This is a genomic window from Salimicrobium salexigens, assembly GCF_900156705.1.
Classification (GTDB): Bacteria; Bacillota; Bacilli; order Bacillales; family Halobacillaceae; genus Salimicrobium; species Salimicrobium album.
This window is the reverse complement of record NZ_FTOK01000004.1, coordinates 115,997-136,978: the sequence shown is the minus strand read 5'-3', so window position 1 is coordinate 136,978 and position 20,982 is coordinate 115,997. Positions and strand designations below refer to the sequence as shown.

Below are 20,982 nucleotides of genomic sequence, written 5' to 3'. Positions count from 1 at the left end.
GTTCCGTATCAAAAATACTACCAATTATGCAGTATATCATAAAACGGAGCGAGTGGTGAGAGGTTTTTTCATTTAAGACAAAAGGACGCGTGAATCAGTTACTGTGGCGCTCCTCGAGGACAGCAAGAACGTCATCCAGAGGGACGTTTCTGTCTGTCAGAAGCATCAATAGGTGGAAGAGCAGATCGGCCGATTCAAGAGCCAGTTCTTCGCGGTCATCATTCTTCGCGGCGATTATGACTTCCCCGGCTTCTTCCCCGATCTTTTTCGCAATCCGGTCGACTCCTTCCTGGAACAGTTTCGACGTATACGACCCTTCCGGAAGTTCCGCTTTTCTTTTAGCGAGAAGTTCTCCGAGTTCTGTCAGCATCCGGTAACGGTCCGATTCCTCCGTATGCAGAGCGTCCTTGAAGCAGCTGTAACTGCCGGTATGACAGGCCGGTCCTGCCGGTGTGACCTGCACGAGCACAGCGTCCTGGTCACAGTCATAAGTAATAGCTTCCACCTTCTGGGTATTCCCGGACGTTTCCCCTTTGTGCCACAGCTCCTGCCGCGACCGGCTGTAAAAAACCGTCTCTTTTCTCTGCAGCGTCTGTTTCAGTGCCTCTTCGTTCATATAGGCGAGTGTCAGCACTGTTTTGGAACGGGCATCCTGGACAATGGCCGGGACTAGCCCTTTTTCATCGAATACGACATCTTCTATTTTCACCGTACTTCCACTCCTTTATTTCTCAGATAGTCTTTCACATTTTCAATCGACGTTTCTTTGTAATGGAAAATAGAGGCTGCAAGGGCGGCATCAGCGTCCACTTCCGTGAACACTTCATGGAAATGTTCTTTGTTTCCGGCGCCTCCGGAGGCTATAACAGGAATCGTCACTATGTCCTGAACGGCTTTCAGCATTGCAAGATCGAAGCCCGTCTTTTCACCGTCCTGGTCCATGGAGGTGAGAAGAATCTCTCCCGCTCCGAGACGCTCCGCTTCCTCGGCCCATGCCGTGACCGTCCGTTCAGTCCGGTGACGGCCGCCCGCAGTGTAGACGAACCATTCACGCTTTTCTTCATCCCAGTTTCCGTCAATGGCGACGACGATACACTGGGACCCGAAATAATCCGCACCTTCTCTTATGAGAGCCGGCCTTTTTACGGCCGCCGAGTTGACAGCTACTTTATCCGCCCCGTTCCGCAATGTTTCCCGCATATCTGCGATAGTCCGGATTCCGCCGCCGACGGTGAACGGAATGAGAAGTTCGGAGGCTACTTCCCTCACCACATTGATCATCGTTTTCTGTCCTTCGTGCGTTGCTGAAATATCGAGAAAAACGAGCTCGTCCGCGCCGGCTTCGTCATACATCTTCGCCAGTTCCACCGGATCACCCGCATCACGGATGTCGACGAACTGTATACCTTTTACGACTCTTCCCTCTTTGACATCGAGACAGGGGATGATGCGCTTTGCGAGCATTACACTTCCTCCTTCAGCGCTTCCGTAAGCGTGAAGCGTCCGGTATAAAGAGCCTTACCGATAATCGTACCGCTGATATTTTTGTGATGCTTCAGCTTCCGTATATCCGCAAGCCCCTGAATGCCGCCCGAGGCGATTACTTCGGCGCCCGTCTCTTTAGCGAGTGCCGCGATTTCCTCCGTATTCGGGCCGGAGAGCATGCCGTCACGCGCAATGTCTGTATAGATGAAAGTCGCAGCGCCCGCTTCCTGTAACTCCCGGCCAATGTCCGCCGCCCTGATCTCCGAGGTTTCAAGCCAGCCTTCCGTCGCGACGTACCCGTCTTTTGCATCAAGTCCGATGACGATGCGGGAGCCGTACGTACGGAGAAGTTCTTTCGTCAGCTCCGGATTCTTCACGGCAAGCGAGCCGATGATGACCCGGTCCACGCCGGCATCAAGATAAAAGGCTGCGTCTTCCATGGAACGGATACCGCCGCCGACCTGAATCCGGCTGTCCAGCTCTTCTGCTGCACGGATGACGTCGCGGGCGTTTTTTCTGGATCCTTCTTTCGCCCCGTCCAGATCCACCATATGTATCCACGACGCCCCTTTTTCCGAAAAGTCGCGGGCCACGTCGAACGGGCTGTCGCCATATATCGTTTCCCTGCTGAAATCTCCCTGCTCGAGACGTACGCATTTGCCGTTGCGCATATCAATCGCAGGATAAATGGTAAAACTCATATTTCCACCTGCTCTCCCTGTATAATTACTGCTTACCTGCGGGTGATGTCCCGTTTCTCCACTTTGCTGCAGAAGTTATCAAGCAGCTGAATTCCGGCCCTGCCGCTTTTCTCCGGATGAAACTGACTTGCCACGACATTCCCGCGCCCGATGATGGCCGGGACCTCCCGGTGGTAATCGGCGGTTGCCAGCAGAACGTCTTCGTCCTCCGTCTCCACTACGTAGGAGTGAACGAAATAGACGTATTCCTCCCCGACGTTTTCAAGTACAAAGTGGCCGGGATGATGAAGTGTCAGCCGGTTCCACCCCATATGAGGAACCTTATACTTCATCCCTGCATCCGTTACACCCCGGAAACGCTTGATCGTTCCTTCGAAAACTCCCAGTCCTTCCGTAAAGCCGCCTTCTTCACTGCTTTCGAACAGCAGCTGCATACCGAGACAGATCCCGTAAAACGGTACGCCCCGATCGATCTTTTCTAAGATGAACTGGCGGAAGCCGTGCTCTCCGAGAGCTTTCATCGCATCCGGAAAAGCACCGACACCCGGCAGTATAAGACCGTCGGCATGCTCCAGCTGCTCCGGCCTGTCTCCTATGCAGTATTCCACATCCAGGCGTTCCAATGCTTTTGATACGCTGAAAAGGTTTCCCATTCCGTAATCGATGATTCCGATCATGACAGACTTCCTTTCGTACTCGGCACTCCTTTGACCCGTGGGTCGACCCGGGTCGCTTCGTCGAGGGCCCGGCCGAGCGCCTTGAACATAGCCTCGACGATGTGGTGGGAATTATGACCGTGGTGGACGATGATGTGTAAGTTCATTCTCGCTTCCAGAGCCAGTTTCCAGAAAAATTCGTGAACATTTTCCGTATCGAACGTCCCGATTTTCTGAGAAGGGATGTCCGCATGCCACTCGAGATGAGGCCGGTCCGACATATCGACGGCTACCGTGACGAGTGCTTCGTCCATCGGAAGCATCATCGATCCGTACCGCTTCATACCGTACTTATCACCGATAGCCTGATGCAGTGCCTGGCCGAGGCAGATGCCTATATCTTCCGTAAGGTGATGATCATCCACTTCCACATCCCCCTTACCGGTGAGTGTCATATTGAACAGTCCGTGTTTCGTGAACAGCTCCAGCATATGGGAAAGAAAAGGTACCTGCACGTTCAGGTCCGCTTCGCCCTCTCCGTCCACCTCAAGCTTCAGGTCGATCTCCGTCTCTCTCGTCTTTCTCGTTACGCTCCCCGATCTAGTCATCAAACCGCTCCTTTCTTTTCTCCACCGCCCGGGCGTGCCCTTCGAGATCCTCGAGCCGGGCAAAACTTGCAATTTTATCGACATTCCTGTGCCACGCAGCTGCGCTGTAGGAGATGACACTCGATTTCTTCATGAAGTCATGTACGTTCAAGGGACTTGAGAACCGGGCCGTGCCGCTCGTCGGCAGGACATGGTTGGGGCCTGCAAAATAGTCGCCGACAGGTTCCGAACTGTACGGACCGAGGAAAATAGCCCCGGCATGCCTGATGGCGCCGAGCTGTTCGTAAGGGTTCTCCGTCATCACTTCCAGATGCTCGGGAGCGAACTCATTCACCGTGTCCACGGCCTCTGTCATCGTGTCCACGACGACTGTGCCGCCAAAAAAGTTGATGCTCGCTTCTGCGATATTCTTTCTCGGGAGCTGTTTCAGCTGCTCTTTCACTTCTCTGTCCAGGTCATCCGCCAGCTGACGCGACGTAGTGATGCATACCGCAGAAGATCTTTCATCATGCTCCGCCTGCGACAGCAGATCCGCCGCGACTTCTCCTGCACGGGCCGTGTGATCACAGAGCACAGCTATTTCGCTCGGTCCGGCGATCATATCGATGTCCACATCTCCGAACACCTGCTTTTTGGCAAGGGCGACGAACATATTACCTGGTCCGGTTATTTTATCCACGGCAGGGATGGTTTCTGTACCATAGGCAAGAGCGGCAATCGCCTGTGCTCCCCCTATTTTGTATATTTCTGTTACCCCGAGAATCTGGGCCGTCGCAAGTACTCCGATCGGCACCCGGCCGTTCGTCCCCGGCGGAGTAACCATGGCTATGCGTTCCACGCCGGCTACCTGCGCCGGAATGATGTTCATCATGACCGAAGACGGGTAAGCTGCGGTTCCTCCCGGCACGTAGACACCGGCTTTGTCGATTGGGGTGTATTTCTGACCAAGCATCGAACCGTCTTGGGATGTATCAAACCACGAAGAAGGCAGCTGTTTCTCATGAAAACGGCGAATGTTCCCGGCCGCTTCCTGAATAATGTCCAGGTATTTACCGCTCAACGATTCGTAAGCGTCACTTATCTCCTCGCGCGTCACCCGGAAATCGGATAAGGAAATACCGTCGAATTTCTCCGTGTATTCCTTTACAGCCGCATCCCCCCGTCTGCGTACGCCACTCACGATGTCATTGACTTTCCCCTGGATGTCCGACGTGTCCTCCTGGCGCGACGTCTTCCATTTTTTGATGTCTTCTCTCGTCAGTCTTCTCATGAATTCACTCCTACCTGTTCGCCCATCTTCTCAATCAGCGGGTCGATCCGCTCACTTTTCGTCCGGTAGCTCACCGGATTCACGATAAGACGGGAAGTGATTTCGGTGATTTTTTCATATTCCACGAGCCCATTTTCCTTCAGGGTGCGGCCGGTGGAAACGATGTCGACGATCCGGTCGCTGAGACCGATCAGGGGTGCGAGTTCGATCGATCCGTTCAGAGGGATGATTTCGATCTGCTCCCCCTGCTCCCGGTAATAGTCGGATGCGACTTTCGGATATTTCGTGGCGATTTTCGGCGCAATCCGGCTGAGCGGCTGGTCCGGCAGCCCGGCCACCGCAATGTAGCAGGGACTTATTTTAAGATCAAGCACTTCGTAGACGTCCCGGTCCTGTTCAAGAAGAACGTCTTTGCCGGCGATTCCGATATCGGCCGCTCCGTACTCCACGTAAGTTACGACGTCCATCGGTTTAGCCATCATTACGTTGATATTCTGCTCCGGAAATTCAAGAATCAGTTTCCTTGATTCTTCCGCCCCGGCGCCTATATCATACCCTGCCTGCTGCATCAGCCCGGCTGCCTCTTCGAATATGCGGCCTTTCGGCATAGCGATTGTCAACGGTTTCGTCATCACCTGTCGCCCCCTTCCTTATACATTTCTCTCACTGTTTTGAATTTCAGAGAAAATTTCTCCACATCCGCGACCTGGTCGATATGCTGGATAACCACCTGGTCTCCCTGTTGCCGCAGACGTGCCGCTTCCTGAAGTCCTGCTTTGAATGTAGCATCATCGACAAGCAGGCATAGCGGGCCTTTCTTCGTATCCGATGCCCCGTCCAGCGCTTCGACAAGTCGTTCCACGTGTACGGCGAAACCGGTCGCGGAAGCATTCAGTTCAAACGACGGCAGCAGAGTATCGTATCTTCCGCCGTTGCAGAGAAGAGCGCCGACGTTCGGAGCGTACCCTTCGAACAGAATACCCGTGTAGTAATCCATGTGACTGATCAGATTCAGGTCGAACTGTACGAATGATGCCACGTCATACTCCTGAAGCGTCCGGTAGAGCTGTTTAAGGTCGTTCATCGCCTTCAGACCCGCCTGGCCTTTAGACAGGGCTCTGGCCTCTTCGAACACTCCCTCTCCGCCGCGGAGTCGAAGCAGAGCGTTCAGATTATCTTTCGCTTCCTGCGATACTCCGAGCGACCGGACATATTTTTCGTATCCGACGTAGTTTTTACGATGCAGATAGGAAAGCAGCGCAGCTACCGCGTCCTGATCCCCGGGAAGCAGTTCTTCAAAAAGAGAACGGACGTAACCAATGTGACCGACAGTGATCACGAATTCCTCGAGCCCCGTCTGTTTCAGGGAATCGATTAAAAGAGCAATCACCTCGGCATCCCCGTACGAAGAATGATCGCCGATCAGTTCTGTCCCGACCTGTTCAAACTGAGCGGGTTTGCCCGCTTCCGACTGCTGGGCACGGAATACGGAACCGTCGTAGGCGAGTCTGAGCGGAAACCCTTCTTTTTTCAGTTGTGATGCGGCTACCCGTGCAATCGGCGCCGTCATATCCGGACGCAGTACGAGCGTATGTCCCTGCTGATCCAGAAGCTTGAACAGGTGCGTATCATGAGTCGCGCTCATCTTCCCGACAGTTTCGTGATACTCCACGAGAGGTGTATCCATGAACTGATAACCGTGCGATTCGATGACCTGTGCCATATTTTTTCTGACGTGTTCTTTTTTATTGTGGAAAAAAGGAAGCGTATCGCGCATTCCCAGGGGTTTTTCAAACATGAGTTTCTTCGTCATCGTGCCCGTCCTCCCGTTCATCCTTTAGCATGCTAACATGCTAACAAAATAAAGATATAGCGTCAATCCATAGTTACTGTTCCGTGTGCGACAGGAAAAAAATGAATAAGAGCAGCGTATAAGGAATGTTTTCCGTCGTCTCCCATTCGATCACAGAACCGTTCATCCGCTGCAGTTTATCCGGAGCACCTACAGGTATCGCCCCGTTTTTCAGCGTAAGAAGCGTACGGCCCCGGCTGTCTTTTACGTAATATTTTCCGATATAAGGATCTCCCGAGGTGTAGTAGAGTGTTTCATCTTTCTTCTGATAGGAGAACACCATCTGTTTACTCTCTTTATCTTTCTTTGCTTTCATCAATCCGACGTATGTATCTTCGTGTCCCTTAACGTAAGCTTTCGAACGAAGGGAAAACCCTTTCTTTTCCAGTTCGTACAGGACTTCCCCTTCTTCTTTCACCTGGTACACCCGTGGTAAAGGAAAATTGGCCGATGCCGGGGACAGCAACAGCAGTTCAGCCACCCGGCCCATCGATGTCTTTTTGTCCGTAATGTCCCCCATGGCGTTTCCATCCATATCAAAAAAACGGGCGTCTCTGCCTGCCCCGGTTCCGAGGTACATCGTTCTCGGAACTTCAGGGAATGCTACGGGGTCGCGCGTCATCTTCAGTTCAGCCGCCCCGTCGACTTTTGTGAGATCCTTCCATCCGGCCTGAAAGAAATAAAGACCGACACCGAGAGCGGGAATTCCGTAGATCAACATCAACCCTGTCCCTCCTTTACCGATGAGAAAAAACATGAGTATACCGGCTCCGGCCAGCATGAGAGCGATTCCGCTCAGACACTGATTTCTTCCATCTTTTTTAATAAGACTTTCCACCGAATCCATTCCCTCATCCCCTTTCTTCTCTCATTATAGAGAAAATTCCGGCAAAAAGCTAAGACTCTTCCGGCATAAAAAAACCTGCAGAAGATACAATATCCCTGCAGGTTCATTCCTGTTATCGTGCATATTCCACCGGCGTCACCGCTTCTATAAGCAGCTGTTCCAGTTCTTCTTTATATTCGTTCGTCTGTTCCTCTGTCCATTCAAGTTCTTTCGCCATGTAGCGGATTACGTTATCTTTGTGCTCGCGCACGAAGTTGATGTTGAAGAATAGGGCGCCGGTACGGCGGATGAAGAAATCCACCGGTTTGTACGTCTGCTCTTCTTTCAGAGCGTAGATAAGCTGAGTGAATACGACCGGATCGATCTCCTCTTCTCCTGCTTTCACTTTGTTCTCTTCATATAGAGCGTAAAGTTTGTCCACGTTGGCACCGTAGAAACTTACAAGTCTCTCCGCTTCTTCTTTTTCAAGGCCGTGTTTCACACCCTCGATCACTTTTTCGTATTGGAATTTCTCGAAACCTTCAGAACCTCCGACTTCCCCGCCGGAAACCGGAATGTGGACAGTATCGGTATCTCCGAAGTAGACACCGTAGTCTTTCGCCAGCTGATCACGGATAAGATCTACGGCATCTTCCGCCATCTTACGGTATCCGGTCAATTTACCGCCGGCCATGGAAATAAGTCCGGAATCGGAAACGAAAATTTCGTCTTTTCTTGAAATCTCGGAAGGGTCTTTCCCTTCTTCATAAATCAGTGGACGAAGACCGGCCCAGCTGGATTCCACATCGTCTTTTGTTACGTTTACGTGAGGGAACATGCTCTTCAGCGCCCGCAGAAGATAATCCCGGTCCTCAATCGTCATCGTCGGATGGGCGATATCCCCTTCGTATACTGTATCGGTCGTTCCGATATAGGCTTTGCCGTCCCGCGGTATAGCGAAAATCATCCGGCCGTCCGGGCTGTCGAAATAAATCGCCTGGTGGAGCGGGAACGTGCTCTGATCGAAAACGAGGTGGATCCCTTTCGTCAGTCTCAGCGATTTCCCTTTCTTCGATCCGTCTTTTTCACGCAGCGTATCGACCCACGGGCCTCCGGCGTTGATGATTTTCTTCGCTTTTACCTGATACGTATCACCGGTGATCGTATCTTCCACGACGGCTCCGGTCACTTTGCCGTTTTCGTAGATGAAATCGGTCACTTTCGCATAGTTCGCAGCCGTAGCTCCGAATTCTTCCGCTTTTTTCATAACGTCCAGCGTCAGACGGGCATCGTCCGTCTTATATTCGACGTAGAAACCTGCACCTTTCAGGTTCTCGCCGTTTACAAGCGGTTCTCTCTCCATCGCTTCTTCAGGGGAGAACATGCGGCGGCGCTCCGCCTTTTTCACGCCTGCAAGAAAATCATAGACCATCAGTCCAAGGTTCGTGGAATACGGACCGAAGTTACCTTCTTTGTAAAATGGAAGCATCATCCACTCGGGAGTTGTCACGTGAGGGCCGTTTTCATAAACGATTTCACGTTCTTTCCCTACTTCCGCCACCATTTTCACTTCGAACTGCTTCAGGTAACGCAGTCCCCCGTGGACAAGTTTCGTTGAACGGGAAGATGTACCCGCTGCATAATCCTGCATTTCAACCAGAGCCGTGTTCATACCGCGGCTCGAAGCATCAAGAGCGATACCGGCTCCGGTGATACCTCCTCCGATCACTAATACATCCCACTGTTCTTCTGTAAGTTTACGGAACTGTTCTTTACGTTCATAACTGGAAAAACTCATGTAATTATACCCCTTTCCTTCGCTATCATTGTCTGATACGTGTATTCCCTAATAAACCGGAAGTTATGCAGAGGAGCAGAAAAGGAATTTTTTCTCCCCACAAAAAAAGAGACCACAGACAACTTTACGCCGGGCGTAAAGTTCTGCGGTCTCTCCTGCACTCCGACCATTTATTAACTTACGTCCATTGTAGCAGATGTTTCTCCGAAAAAGCAACCGTTATGCAAAACGCCAGAGTTCAGGCTGGGAGGTTGAGACCGAGACGGCTCCTGCGCTCAGTGCTTCATCCACTTCCCCCGCCGTACGTATAAGTCCCCCTGCAATGATGGGAATCTCAAGCTCCTGCTTTATTTCGGCGATCATCCCCGGGAGGATGCCCGGGAGGAGCTCGATGTAGTCAGGGTCCGTCTTCAGCACCTGTCTTTTATTCTGGACGAGGGCCTGGCTGTCAATCAGAAACAGCCGCTGCACCGACGTAATCCCATACCGTTTCGCCTGCTGGATGACACCGGATCTTGTGGAAATGATTCCGTCCGGGCGGATTTCCCGGCCCAGGTACTCCATTCCGTATTCGTCCGTCTTCAGTCCCTGAACGAGATCGGCATGGATAAATACGGTTTTACCCTTTTTCTTCGCTTCCCGGACCATACTTTTCAACAGCCCGATTCTCGTCTCCAGAAATACCATGTATTCCGTATCCGATTCGAGCAGAGTTTCAAAATCCTTCATGCGGCGTACTGCCGGCAGTACCTGTTGTTCAATCATGAACTTCTCCTTTCCCGAGCGGTCTCAGAGGATTTCCGCCCATGACGCTTCCGGGCGCCACATCTTTATGAACGAGCGACCCGGCGCCGATTACGGCTCCGTCACCGATGGCCACTCCCGGGAGTATCGTACAGTTGGCCCCGATCATGACATCCGAACCGATGACCACTTCCCCGAGCCGGTACTCCTTCGTCAAATACTCATGCGTAAGGATCGTCGTATTATAGCCGACGATTGAGTTTGCGCCGAGAGTTATTTTTTCCGGAAACATCACATCCGGCATAGCCTTCAGTGCAAACGCCGTCCTGTTCCCCACTTCCATCCCGAGAAAACGGCGGTACATCCAGTTTTTCCAGGGGATGAAAGGAGTGTAGCGGGCCATTTGCAGTACGATGAAATTTCGCGCAACTTTCGAAAAAGGCACGGTCTGATAAAGCTGCCACAGCGAATTCGCTCCGGTTACCACATATCTGTCTGTACGGCGCATAGCTTACCCTCCCTGATAGGAATGACGTGTGGCCTCTTTCTTATCCAGTTTCCAGTTCCACACCAGTCCGACAGCCGCCGTAAGTATGATGGCTGTCGCCAGACGTATAGCCAGCAGCGGCCATACGGGAATGCCGAGCGGAATGAATACAAGGGTATCTTCCACTACAGCGTGACAGGAGACGAGAAAGATCATTGTGAGGTACATGTCTTTTTTGGAAACTCCGTCTTCTTTCACCGCCTGGATCATCACGCCCGCTCCATACGCAAGACCGATCGTAAGTCCTGCCGTAACCGTTGTGGACGTGTTCGGTTTCATACCGAGCACTTTCATGAATGGGGCCATCCAGGAGGAGAACGTGCCGATCCAGCCGAGTTCGCGCAAGTACTGCATCACGATCATCAGCGGCAGAACGATCAGCGCCAGCTGAACGATCCCCATTATTGCAGTCGTCACTCCGTGCCAGGCGATCTCAAGAGCCCCGGACGGGTCCGTCCCTCCGGAAGTTGCGAATCCGTAAGAAGCCAGTTGCGCTCCCCCCTGCCAGAAAACGTTTATAATCCAGGCGGAGAACAGAGCAAGCCCGACCCGCAGGCCGACTACGAACCACCAGCTCACTCCCACTTTTTTGGCGACGGCCGACTCCAGAATCAGATTATGCGAAAACGACAGCATAATCGCCATGATGAATACTTCTTTCACCGTAAATTCGAAAGAAATGATCGCTGCTATCCCCGCGTATAAATTCAGGAAATTACCGATGACAAGTGGCACGGCAGCTTCCGCCGAAAGCCCGATCGCGCTGAGGAGCGGTGCTATTTTATCCATGAGCCACGGGAACACGGACGTATACTGCACAATAGTCATGAGGAGGGTAATCGGGAAGATGATCTTCCCGAGGGCCCACGTCAGAACGAGGCCCTGTTTCAGCCCCCTTTTAAAAATTTCCTGCATCATTATCGCCTCACTGTTTCACTTTTTTTCCATTATAATGCCGGTCCGCCTGTTTCGTTCTGCGTCTGTACCAGATTAAAAGTAACGAACTGATAATCAGGACGATGGAGATGACCTGGGCCGTGCGCAGCTGGCCGACGATATACAGACTGTCCGTCCGCATCGCTTCAATGAAGAAGCGGCCGAACGAATACCAGATGACGTAACTTAAGAATACTTCTCCGCGGCGGGGGTTCACTTTCCTTGCGAGAAGGAGAAGCAGTACGAAGCCCGTAATATTCCATAAGGATTCATACAAAAATGTCGGGTGGTACAATGTGCCGTCGATACACATCTGCTGGTTGATGAAACCGGGAAGATATTGCATCACGTTCTGATAAAAACTTTCGGAAACCGGGCCGCCGTGCGCTTCCTGGTTCATGAAGTTCCCCCACCGGCCGATGGCCTGACCGAGTATCAGACTCGGTGCGGCGATATCCGCCATCATCCAGAACGATAATTTACGCACTTTCGTATACACGATGGCCGTCAGCACCGATCCGATCAGCGCTCCGTGAATGGCGATGCCGCCTTCCCAGACGGCAAAGACTTTCCAGAACGGCTGGCCGGCATATCGGTCCCATTCAAAAATAACGTAATAAATACGGGCGGAGAGAATCGCAATCGGAATCGCATAAATCAAAAGATCCACCATGTAATCTTTTTTCAGACCGAGCCGTTCCGATTCATAAGTCGCAAGCCACAGTCCAAGCAGGGCCCCGGTCGCTATAATCAGCCCGTACCAGTAAATGTTGAGAACTCCCAGCTCCAGAAATATGGGGTCGAGAGGGTCTGTCGTACAAGTCATACTTCTTCCTCCTTAATCTTCGGAACGGTCTTCGGGGGAAGGCGGCTGATCTTCCCCGGTTTCTATAACGTTCGTCAGCCGCTCGGAAAATTCCTCCGCCGCGTTGATCCCCATCCGCTTCAGACGGAGATTCATGGCGGCCACTTCGATGATGACGGCCAAATTACGTCCCGGGCGGACAGGAATCGTCGACTTCGGAAGTTCCACATCCATGATGCGCATCGTTTCCTCATCGAGCCCGACGCGGTCATACTGTTTCTCTTCATTCCACAGTTCCAGGTTGATGACCATCGTAATACGCTTGTGACTCCGTACCGAACCCGCCCCGAACAGAGTCATCACGTTGATGATTCCAAGGCCGCGTATTTCAAGCAGATGTTCGATGAGAGGCGGACTGTTCCCGATCAACGTATCGTAATCTTCCTGTCTGATCTCCACGCTGTCGTCCGCTACAAGCCGGTGGCCGCGCTTGACGAGTTCAAGAGCGGTTTCACTCTTCCCGACTCCGCTGTTCCCTGTAATCATCACGCCGATTCCGTACAGATCGACGAGCACGCCGTGGATAGCCGTAAACGGAGCGAATTTCGTCTCCAGAAAATTAGTCAGCCTGCTTATGACCCGCGTCGTTTTATAAGGAGAGCTCATCAAGGGCACTCCGCCTGCTTCGGCAGCATCCACGAGTTCCTGCGGGACGTCGAGTCCGCGCGTAACGACGATGCCCGGTGTCACATCGGTACAAAGATTATCCATCCGTTCCCGCAGCTGTTCCTGCGTGAGCTCGTTCAAATAGGAAACTTCCGTTTTTCCGAGTACCTGCAGACGTTCTTTAGGATAAAATTTAAAATATCCTGTCATCTCCACGCCCGGTCTTGAAATATCGCTCGTATGTATTTCCCTGTGTACTCCCGAGTCCCCGGTCAGTAACTCTAATTCAAATCTGTCCAGCAGCTCCTGGGTTATTACTTTCGCCACGCTATCGCCCCCTAAATCAATTATCGCTGCTTTTCATTGTAGCATGACTGGGCAGAAAAGCGGAAGATGATGTTCATCGGCCGGTTTGTACTTTTCGTGAACGGGTCCGCCTCCTTTTCGTTACCTTCACCGCTCTGTATTCCGGTTGAATGTAACCTTTCCGGCGTTATCGTTCCCTTCGGCCGTGCATTTTCCTGCTGAAGGGCACGATTTCCGCTTTTTCGTTACCTTCAGACACGGACTGTCAGCCTGAACGTCACGAAACTCTCTCCGCACTAAAAAAACCTCCTCCGCTGCGCGCGGAGAAGGCTTATCATTACAGATCCTGTATCAATTTATTAAGCACCAGGTTCACAATGGAGATAAGGACGGCTGCCAGAATGGCGACGCCGAAACTTCCGATCTCGAACAGTCCTCCGAGAAGGGCGTCTGTGAGCAGGAGCGTAATAGCGTTGATGACGAACAGGAAGAGACCGAGAGAAAGCACGGTAATCGGCAGCGTCAGCACGACGAGTATCGGCCGGATGATGGCGTTCAGAATCGAAAGGATAAGAGCCGCGAACAGGGCTCCCGTAAATCCATCGACCTGAATCGAATCAAACAGCACACTCACAACGAGCAGAGCGACTGCGTTAACGATTACGTGCAGCAGCGCATTCTTCATCATCTGTCCCCCTCTCTTTCTAGTATACGGTTACGGAGCCGGACTTGGCGTCGGCGTCCACGTAGTACACCGTTTCATAATCTTCCCTGGCCGTGAATTTAAGTTCTTTCGTCAGCCAGTCGTTCTTATCGGAAAGCAGTTTGTAGTTGTCCAGTTTGCAGCTCAGTTTCCCGAAAGCCGAAGCAAGATTTCCTTCGATACGTTTCTCTTCCGGAAGCTGAACGTTGATGGAGCCGGTGGACGTTTTGAAAAATCCGCGTTCGGCACGGTGGTCCTGCCCGGATACATTGATTCCTCCGGAGACCGTCGACAGATCGAGTTTGACGAAAGAACCGCTCGCGGCTACTTTGCCGTTGATTGTTCTGGCATCACACCGGGAGAAGGAACAGTTCTGAAAGTCAACGCTTCCGTTGCCTGTCTCCACGTTGGCTTTCTCTCCGTGGACTTCCGACAGCGTAACAGCTCCGTTGGTCGTTTTCGTCTCCACCTGTTCCGCACGCAGAGCCGAAAGATCGACCCGGCCATTGAATACCTTCGTCTTCACGAAAGCGTAAGCACGGTCCGGGACATACAACGTCGCGGATACTTTGATCTTGTTCGAAGGGCTCGACAGTCTGAGCAGATCGGCGGACGTGTCCAGACGCACTTCCTCCCGGAAACGCTGCTTCGCCTCTTCTTCGGAAGAACTCTGATACATCTTCACTTCATATTCCGCTTTCACTGTATCTTTTTCGTGCGTGAGGATCCGGACGGAACCGTTGTTGATATGAATGTCCATATCCTCAAACGAGGTGGCGTCCACTTCCGTCGCTTCCCCGAAATCGATCGTATTGCCGAAGCTTAAATCGAAATCGCCCTTTTTGACACGGTCCACGGCATCGCCGAGAAAACTTTTCCACGTGTAGGTTTTATCAGGCTCGTTCACGGATTCCAGAAGTCTGGCTCCTTCCTCCGCACTGATGTCTCCCTGTTCGATCATCTTAAGTATTTTCATCCGTTCTTCTGACATCTCTACTCCTCCTTTTCGGCACCAGGTATCACCGGAGCTGATCTCCCGTGTAAAAACGTTCTGTTTTCATCCGTTCGAGCTGGTCTTCCCTGTTCAACAGATCGACCATACCGTCCGCCTGGGAAAGGTGCGTACGGATCGCTTTCCATTTCGTGTCCCAGTAGTTGCTGATGTCCCGGGCGATAGCCGGTTCCCCGAGGTCTTTCTCCGAATCGTTCGAGATGGCGTGCAGCCAGAGCTCCGGCGGCTCTTCCATTTCTTTCACCGCTTCCACCGCCGCCCGTCCGAGAGCATCGTGATCCGGATGGACCGCATATCCCGGATAATGGGTCAGAACGAGGTCCGGCTTCTCTTCTTCAAGTTTCGTCCGGAGGTGTGTCACCATTTCTTCCAGCGGTTCAAATTCGATCGTTTTATCTCTGTAGCCGAGATGGACGACGTCAATGCCAAGCACCGATACCGCTTCCTCGAGCTCCCTCTTCCTGTGGATGGACAACGTTTCACGATTGGCGAACACCGGGTTCCCCATGTTACGTCCCATCTCCCCGAGCGTTCCGCACCAGTAAGTGACGTGCGCCCCTTCTTCCACAAGAGAGGCTATCGTCCCACCGGCACCGAACGTTTCATCATCAGGGTGGGGAAAAATGACGATGACCCGTTTACTCATGATAATCGGCCTCGTGGGCAAACGGCGTTTCGCTGATTTCAAGGGCTACCATGAGCCGCCCCTGTTCGTCATGTCCGGCCATCAGCAGACGGTTCTGTTCATCTACCTCGTAATCCGTGAGTCCTTCGGCATATACCCAGCCGAGTTCAAGCTTCAGACCGACGCGGTAGCCGCCGCCGGTGCTGATTATTTTTCCGTGTTCATACGTAACGTTCGCATTGCGGATGAAGGCACCGACGTTGTGTGCCTGGGCATTGAAGTGACTCGCATACGCCCCGTTCGTCGTTTCCAGATGTACATACACCGGCGTACCGGCGAATTTGTCAATTTCTTTCTGTGCTTCTTCTTTTACAATCGGTTCCATGTCGTCAGCCTCCCTCTTGCATACGTTCTTCCATGCGTTTACGATCTCTTTCAAGGATCGGTTTCAAAAACTTACCGGTGTAGGATGCGGATTCTTCCGCCACCGCTTCCGGCGTACCGGTGGCGATGATTTTCCCGCCTCCGTCTCCGCCTTCCGGGCCAAGATCGATGATGTGATCCGCTTCCTTGATCACATCGAGATTATGCTCGATGATCACTACCGAATCACCATTGTCTACGAGCCGCTGGATCACCTGCAGAAGTCTTGAAATGTCATCGACGTGCAGACCGGTCGTCGGCTCGTCCAGAATGTAGAACGACTTCCCGGTGGAACGGCGGTGCAGTTCACTCGCCAGCTTCACGCGCTGGGCTTCCCCACCGGAGAGAGTAGTTGCAGGCTGCCCGAGCCTTACGTACCCGAGTCCCACGTCTTCCACTGTCTGCAGTTTCCGCTTGATTTTCGGAAGATTGGAGAAAAAGTCGAGCGCTTCACTGATCGTCATCTCCAACACATCCGCTATATTTTTACCCTTGTATTTCACTTCCAGTGTCTCTCTATTATAACGTTTTCCGTCGCACACTTCACACGGGACGTATACATCCGGAAGGAAATGCATTTCGATTTTGATGATACCATCTCCGCGACAGGCTTCACAGCGGCCACCTTTTACGTTGAAACTGAACCTTCCTTTTTTATAGCCGCGGATTTTCGCTTCGTTCGTATCTGCGAAAATATCACGGATATTATCGAAGACTCCCGTATAAGTCGCAGGGTTGGATCTCGGCGTCCGGCCGATCGGCGCCTGATTGATCTCGATCACTTTCTCCAGCTGATCGATTCCTTCTATCGCTCCGTGCGCCCCGGGCTTCTGTTTTCCGTTATGAAGCTTCATGGACAGCGACTTGTACAGTATTTCATTGATGAGCGTACTTTTTCCGGAACCGGATACGCCCGTCACTGCGGTGAAAACCCCGAGCGGCACTTCGGCGTCTACTTTTTTCAGGTTGTTTTCCTCCGCCTCTTTCACTTTGAGGGTCCGGCCGTCCGGTTTTCTCCGTTTCAGCGGGAGAGGGATGAACCGATTCCCGGCAAGGTACTGCCCGGTCAGCGACTTCTTGCTCTTCATCACCTGTTTCGGAGTACCCATGGCGACAATCTGGCCGCCGTTCTCTCCGGCTCCGGGCCCGATGTCGACGATGTAGTCTGCTTCGAGCATCGTGTCTTCGTCGTGCTCGACCACTATGAGCGTGTTATCGAGGTCACGCATACGCTTCAGCGTCTGGATCAGACGGTTGTTGTCCCGCTGATGCAGACCGATGGACGGTTCATCGAGAACGTACAGTACGCCCGTCAGTGCCGATCCAATCTGGGTGGCAAGTCGTATCCGCTGAGCTTCTCCGCCCGAAAGCGTACCGGCAGAGCGGGACAGTGTCAGGTAATCGAGACCTACGTTTGCGAGGAAGCTCAACCGTTCACTGATCTCTTTCAAAATCATATTAGCGATTGTTCTTTCCTTCTCGGTCAGGGGTACGTCTTCGAAGAAATTATTCGCTTCCGTTACGGAAAAGTCCGTCACCTGACCGATATGCTTCCCGTTCACTTTAACGGAAAGGGCCTCTCTGCCGAGGCGGTAGCCGTTACATTTCGGGCACGGTTTCTGCGCCATATACTCTTCCATCTGTTCGCGGATGAAGTCGGAAGAAGTCTCGCGGTAGCGGCGCGAAACGTTCGGAATGACACCTTCAAAATAAATATCGTTGTCCCGGACTTTTCCGAAGTCATTCTCGTAGCGGAAATGGATTGTTTCTTCTCCGCTTCCGTACAGCACGCGCTCCAGCTGCTGCTTCGGAATATCTTTTACCGGTAGATCCATATCGATTCCATAGTGGGCGCTTACGCTTTTCAGCAGCTGCGGGTAGTACTGGGAGCTCGTCGGCTGCCACGCTGCAATCGCACCCTCATTCAGGGAAAGGTCCCAGTTCGGGATGACGAGGTCTATGTCCACTTCAAGCTGCACGCCGAGACCGTCACATCGGTCACAGGCCCCGAACGGGCTGTTGAAAGAAAATTTACGGGGTTCCAGTTCACTGACGGAGAATCCGCAAATCGGGCAGGCATGGTGTTCACTGAAACTCACTTCTTCCTGACCGACTACGTCGACAGTTACGTGTCCGCCGCCAAGTTCAAGGGCCGTTTCCAGAGAGTCGGCGATCCGTCCTTCCGCCCCTTCTTTTACGACTACCCGGTCCACTACAACATCGATAGAATGCTTTTTGTTCTTTTCCAGTTCAATATCTTCGGAGACTTCCCTCATTTCCCCGTCAATCCGGAGACGTACGTAACCTTCCTTACGAAGACGCTCGAGCGTCTTCTTATGCTCTCCCTTGCGTCCCGATACGATCGGCGCGAGCAGCTGCATCTTCGTCCGCTCCTCGTAGGAGGTGAGCTGATCGACCATCTGCTGGATCGTCTGGGAATCGATTTCTATGCCGTGGTTCGGACACACCGGTCGGCCGATACGGGCGTAAAGCAGGCGGAGATAGTCATAAATCTCCGTCACTGTTCCGACCGTGGACCGCGGGTTTTTACTCGTCGTTTTCTGGTCGATGGAAATCGCCGGGGACAGTCCTTCGATCGAGTCCACATCCGGCTTGTCCATCTGACCGAGGAACTGCCTTGCGTAGGCGCTCAGTGATTCTACGTAGCGCCGCTGCCCTTCCGCATAAATCGTTTCGAAAGCGAGAGACGATTTACCGGAGCCTGAGAGTCCGGTCATCACTACCATTTTATTCTTCGGAATGTCGATATCCACGCCTTTTAAGTTGTGGGCTCTTGCTCCTTTGATGCTTATATATTTGCTTGGCATGTACAAGTCATCCTCCCGCTTTTAGTTCAAGCAGTATATCCCGCAGCTCGGCGGCCCGTTCGAAATCGAGGTCCCTTGCTGCCTGCTTCATTTCTGTTTCCATATTATCGATGAATTCCTGACGCTCCTGCTTCGTCATTTCAGACGGTTTCTTATCGAACAGAGGGCTCTCTTCTTCTTCCTCTGCTTCGCTCGTAGCCTGAATGACATCACGGATCGCTTTGTTGATTGTCGTCGGCGTGATGCCGTGTTCTTCGTTGTAAGCGATCTGTCTTTCACGTCGCCGCTCTGTTTCATCCATGGCAATCTGCATGGAATCGGTGATTTTGTCGGCATACATAATAACGGTACCGTCGTCGTTCCTTGCAGCACGCCCTATCGTCTGGATAAGTGAGCGCTGGGAACGGAGGAACCCTTCCTTATCGGCATCAAGGATAGTTACAAGTGAAACTTCAGGTATATCGATCCCTTCCCGCAGCAGGTTGATACCTACGAGAACGTCGTATTTCCCGAGCCGCAGATCACGGATGATTTCGATACGCTCAAGCGTCTTGATCTCCGAGTGCAGATAAGCCACTTTAATGCCGAGTTCTTTAAGATAGGCAGTCAGATCCTCTGACATTTTCTTCGTAAGCGTCGTGACGAGCACCCGCTCGTTTTTATCCTGCCGTTTGTATACTTCTCCGATCAGGTCGTCAATTTGTCCGTGAATCGGCCGCACTTCGATTTTCGGATCGAGCAGACCGGTAGGACGGATAATCTGTTCAGTTACTTTATCCGTATGTTCCAGTTCATAAGGCCCCGGCGTAGCCGAAAGATAAGTGATTTCGTTCACGTGTTTTTCGAACTCCTCGAACATGAGCGGACGGTTATCAAGCGCAGACGGCAGACGGAACCCGTGATCGACGAGTACCTGCTTTCTCGCTTTATCTCCGTTGAACATGCCGCGGATCTGCGGGATAGTCACGTGGGACTCATCCACCATAATGAGGGAATCCTCCGGAAAATAGTCGAGCAGTGTATAAGGAGTAGCCCCTTTTTCCCGGAACGTCAGGTGTCTCGAGTAGTTCTCGATACCCGAACAGAAACCCATCTCCCGCATCATCTCCAGGTCATAATTCGTCCGCTGCTCCAGGCGCTGGGCCTCGAGAAGCTTATCTTCTTCCCGGAAAATCTTCAGCTGCTCTTCCAGCTCTTTTTCTATATTTTCAATAGCTTTCTTCATCTTCTCTTCTCTCGTTACGAAGTGGGATGCCGGGAAAATAGCGACGTGTTCCCGGTCACCGATTACGTCACCGGTGAGTACGTCAACCTCCCGGATACGGTCGATTTCGTCTCCGAAAAACTCTACCCGGATCGCGTGTTCCTCTCTTGAGGCCGGAATGATTTCGACAGAATCCCCGCGCACACGAAAAGTACCGCGCTGAAAATCTATATCATTGCGGGCATACTGGATGTCGACGAGATTCCGCAGCAGCTCGTCCCGGTCTTTTTCCATCCCCATACGCAGGGAGAGTACCATGCTTTTGTACTCTTCCGGAGAACCGAGACCATAGATACAGGAGACACTGGATACGATGATGACATCGTCCCGTTCGAATAGGGCAGATGTCGCCGAGTGCCTCAGTTTATCTATTTCATCATTGATGTTCGCGTCTTTTTCGATAAAGGTGTCGGTCTGGGGGACGTAAGCTTCCGGCTGGTAATAGTCGTAGTAACTGACGAAGTACTCGACAGCATTGTTCGGAAAAAATTCCTTGAACTCACTGTAGAGCTGCCCGGCCAACGTCTTGTTGTGGGCGATGATGAGAGTCGGTTTCTTCACTTCCTGAATGACGTTTGACATAGTGAACGTCTTCCCGGTACCCGTGGCACCGAGGAGCGTGTGGTGTTTTTTATTACTGTTGATTCTTTCCACCAGTTCCTGGATCGCCTTTGGCTGATCACCTTCCGGGGAAAAATCCGAATGCAGTTCAAATGTATGTTCCACGAAGAAAAACCTCCGTTCTTATCTTTTCCTCTATAGTTTACCACAATAGTTTATCATTCTAACCTCCTGCGAACAAACATTCGTTACCGGAGGGCGGGAAGAAGAAGATGCGCCCTGTTTATGAAGGGATTTACGCCGAATCGTTACCTTCGGAAGCGGAAATCCCCTCCCATCGTAAGGAAAACCCGCCTGCCGTATTCC

Annotated in this window: 22 protein-coding genes; all 22 read right to left on the bottom strand. The window is 52.2% G+C overall.

All coding sequences use genetic code 11. From position 1 onward, the window contains the following. Positions 1-94: 94 nt before the first annotated feature. Complete coding sequence (gene hisIE / locus BW931_RS06275) at positions 95-709, bottom strand: bifunctional phosphoribosyl-AMP cyclohydrolase/phosphoribosyl-ATP diphosphatase HisIE (protein WP_076570903.1); 615 nt, start codon at positions 707-709, stop codon at positions 95-97. Next, positions 706-1,464 (bottom strand): imidazole glycerol phosphate synthase subunit HisF, encoded by a 759-nt coding sequence (gene hisF, locus BW931_RS06270; RefSeq protein ID WP_076570901.1) that lies wholly within the window; start codon positions 1,462-1,464, stop codon positions 706-708. Before hisF ends, hisIE begins: the two co-directional genes overlap by 4 nt. Next, complete coding sequence (gene hisA / locus BW931_RS06265; protein ID WP_076570899.1) at positions 1,464-2,186, bottom strand: 1-(5-phosphoribosyl)-5-[(5-phosphoribosylamino)methylideneamino]imidazole-4-carboxamide isomerase; 723 nt, start codon at positions 2,184-2,186, stop codon at positions 1,464-1,466. The genes hisF and hisA overlap by 1 nt, the downstream gene beginning before the upstream one ends. A gap of 32 nt (positions 2,187-2,218) precedes the next feature. Beyond that, positions 2,219-2,863: an imidazole glycerol phosphate synthase subunit HisH gene (gene hisH / locus BW931_RS06260; RefSeq protein ID WP_076570897.1), complete on the bottom strand. Its 645-nt coding sequence runs from the start codon at positions 2,861-2,863 to the stop codon at positions 2,219-2,221. Further along, complete coding sequence (gene hisB / locus BW931_RS06255) at positions 2,860-3,450, bottom strand: imidazoleglycerol-phosphate dehydratase HisB (protein WP_076570895.1); 591 nt, start codon at positions 3,448-3,450, stop codon at positions 2,860-2,862. The genes hisH and hisB overlap by 4 nt, the downstream gene beginning before the upstream one ends. Next, a complete protein-coding gene (gene hisD, locus BW931_RS06250) occupies positions 3,443-4,720 on the bottom strand; it encodes a histidinol dehydrogenase (RefSeq protein ID WP_008587097.1) in 1,278 nt (425 codons plus the stop codon). The genes hisB and hisD overlap by 8 nt, the downstream gene beginning before the upstream one ends. Then, positions 4,717-5,352 (bottom strand): ATP phosphoribosyltransferase, encoded by a 636-nt coding sequence (gene hisG / locus BW931_RS06245; protein WP_008587095.1) that lies wholly within the window; start codon positions 5,350-5,352, stop codon positions 4,717-4,719. Before hisG ends, hisD begins: the two co-directional genes overlap by 4 nt. Then, positions 5,352-6,533, bottom strand: coding sequence for an ATP phosphoribosyltransferase regulatory subunit (locus BW931_RS06240; protein WP_076570893.1), 1,182 nt, complete (start codon positions 6,531-6,533; stop codon positions 5,352-5,354). Before BW931_RS06240 ends, hisG begins: the two co-directional genes overlap by 1 nt. A 73-nt stretch (positions 6,534-6,606) precedes the next feature. Next, positions 6,607-7,419, bottom strand: coding sequence for a hypothetical protein (locus BW931_RS06235; RefSeq protein WP_076570891.1), 813 nt, complete (start codon positions 7,417-7,419; stop codon positions 6,607-6,609). A 112-nt stretch (positions 7,420-7,531) separates the two neighbouring features. After that, entirely contained in the window at positions 7,532-9,196 is a 1,665-nt protein-coding gene (locus tag BW931_RS06230) for a glycerol-3-phosphate dehydrogenase/oxidase (protein WP_076570889.1), read from the bottom strand. A 219-nt stretch (positions 9,197-9,415) separates the two neighbouring features. Continuing rightward, positions 9,416-9,961: a glycerol-3-phosphate responsive antiterminator gene (locus BW931_RS06225; RefSeq protein WP_008587087.1), complete on the bottom strand. Its 546-nt coding sequence runs from the start codon at positions 9,959-9,961 to the stop codon at positions 9,416-9,418. Next, positions 9,954-10,448: an acyltransferase gene (locus BW931_RS06220; RefSeq protein WP_076570887.1), complete on the bottom strand. Its 495-nt coding sequence runs from the start codon at positions 10,446-10,448 to the stop codon at positions 9,954-9,956. Before BW931_RS06220 ends, BW931_RS06225 begins: the two co-directional genes overlap by 8 nt. Before the next feature lie 3 nt (positions 10,449-10,451). Then, positions 10,452-11,402 (bottom strand): nucleoside recognition domain-containing protein, encoded by a 951-nt coding sequence (locus BW931_RS06215; protein ID WP_076570885.1) that lies wholly within the window; start codon positions 11,400-11,402, stop codon positions 10,452-10,454. Positions 11,403-11,412: 10 nt separating this feature from the next. Then, positions 11,413-12,249: a prolipoprotein diacylglyceryl transferase gene (gene lgt / locus BW931_RS06210; protein ID WP_076570883.1), complete on the bottom strand. Its 837-nt coding sequence runs from the start codon at positions 12,247-12,249 to the stop codon at positions 11,413-11,415. A gap of 12 nt (positions 12,250-12,261) precedes the next feature. Further along, positions 12,262-13,221: an HPr(Ser) kinase/phosphatase gene (hprK, locus tag BW931_RS06205; protein WP_008587079.1), complete on the bottom strand. Its 960-nt coding sequence runs from the start codon at positions 13,219-13,221 to the stop codon at positions 12,262-12,264. A gap of 126 nt (positions 13,222-13,347) precedes the next feature. Next, on the bottom strand, positions 13,348-13,497 hold the full coding sequence (locus tag BW931_RS13505; RefSeq protein WP_159435673.1) for a hypothetical protein: 150 nt from the start codon (positions 13,495-13,497) through the stop codon (positions 13,348-13,350). Between the two features lie 40 nt (positions 13,498-13,537). Next, on the bottom strand, positions 13,538-13,885 hold the full coding sequence (locus BW931_RS06200) for a phage holin family protein (protein WP_008587077.1): 348 nt from the start codon (positions 13,883-13,885) through the stop codon (positions 13,538-13,540). Positions 13,886-13,904: 19 nt separating this feature from the next. Next, positions 13,905-14,894, bottom strand: a complete 990-nt coding sequence (locus BW931_RS06195) for a DUF4097 family beta strand repeat-containing protein (protein ID WP_076570882.1) — start codon at positions 14,892-14,894, stop codon at positions 13,905-13,907. A 28-nt stretch (positions 14,895-14,922) separates the two neighbouring features. Beyond that, the gene (gene bshB2, locus BW931_RS06190) at positions 14,923-15,561 is read right to left on the bottom strand and encodes a bacillithiol biosynthesis deacetylase BshB2 (RefSeq protein ID WP_008587073.1); all 639 of its coding nucleotides are present in this window, start codon (positions 15,559-15,561) and stop codon (positions 14,923-14,925) included. Beyond that, positions 15,554-15,925 carry a YojF family protein gene (locus tag BW931_RS06185; RefSeq protein ID WP_076570880.1) on the bottom strand — a complete coding sequence of 124 codons (372 nt, stop codon included), beginning with the start codon at positions 15,923-15,925 and terminating at the stop codon, positions 15,554-15,556. Before BW931_RS06185 ends, bshB2 begins: the two co-directional genes overlap by 8 nt. Before the next feature lie 4 nt (positions 15,926-15,929). Next, a complete protein-coding gene (uvrA, locus tag BW931_RS06180; protein WP_076570879.1) occupies positions 15,930-18,791 on the bottom strand; it encodes an excinuclease ABC subunit UvrA in 2,862 nt (953 codons plus the stop codon). A gap of 7 nt (positions 18,792-18,798) precedes the next feature. Then, positions 18,799-20,781: an excinuclease ABC subunit UvrB gene (uvrB, locus tag BW931_RS06175; RefSeq protein ID WP_076570877.1), complete on the bottom strand. Its 1,983-nt coding sequence runs from the start codon at positions 20,779-20,781 to the stop codon at positions 18,799-18,801. Positions 20,782-20,982 lie beyond the last annotated feature (201 nt).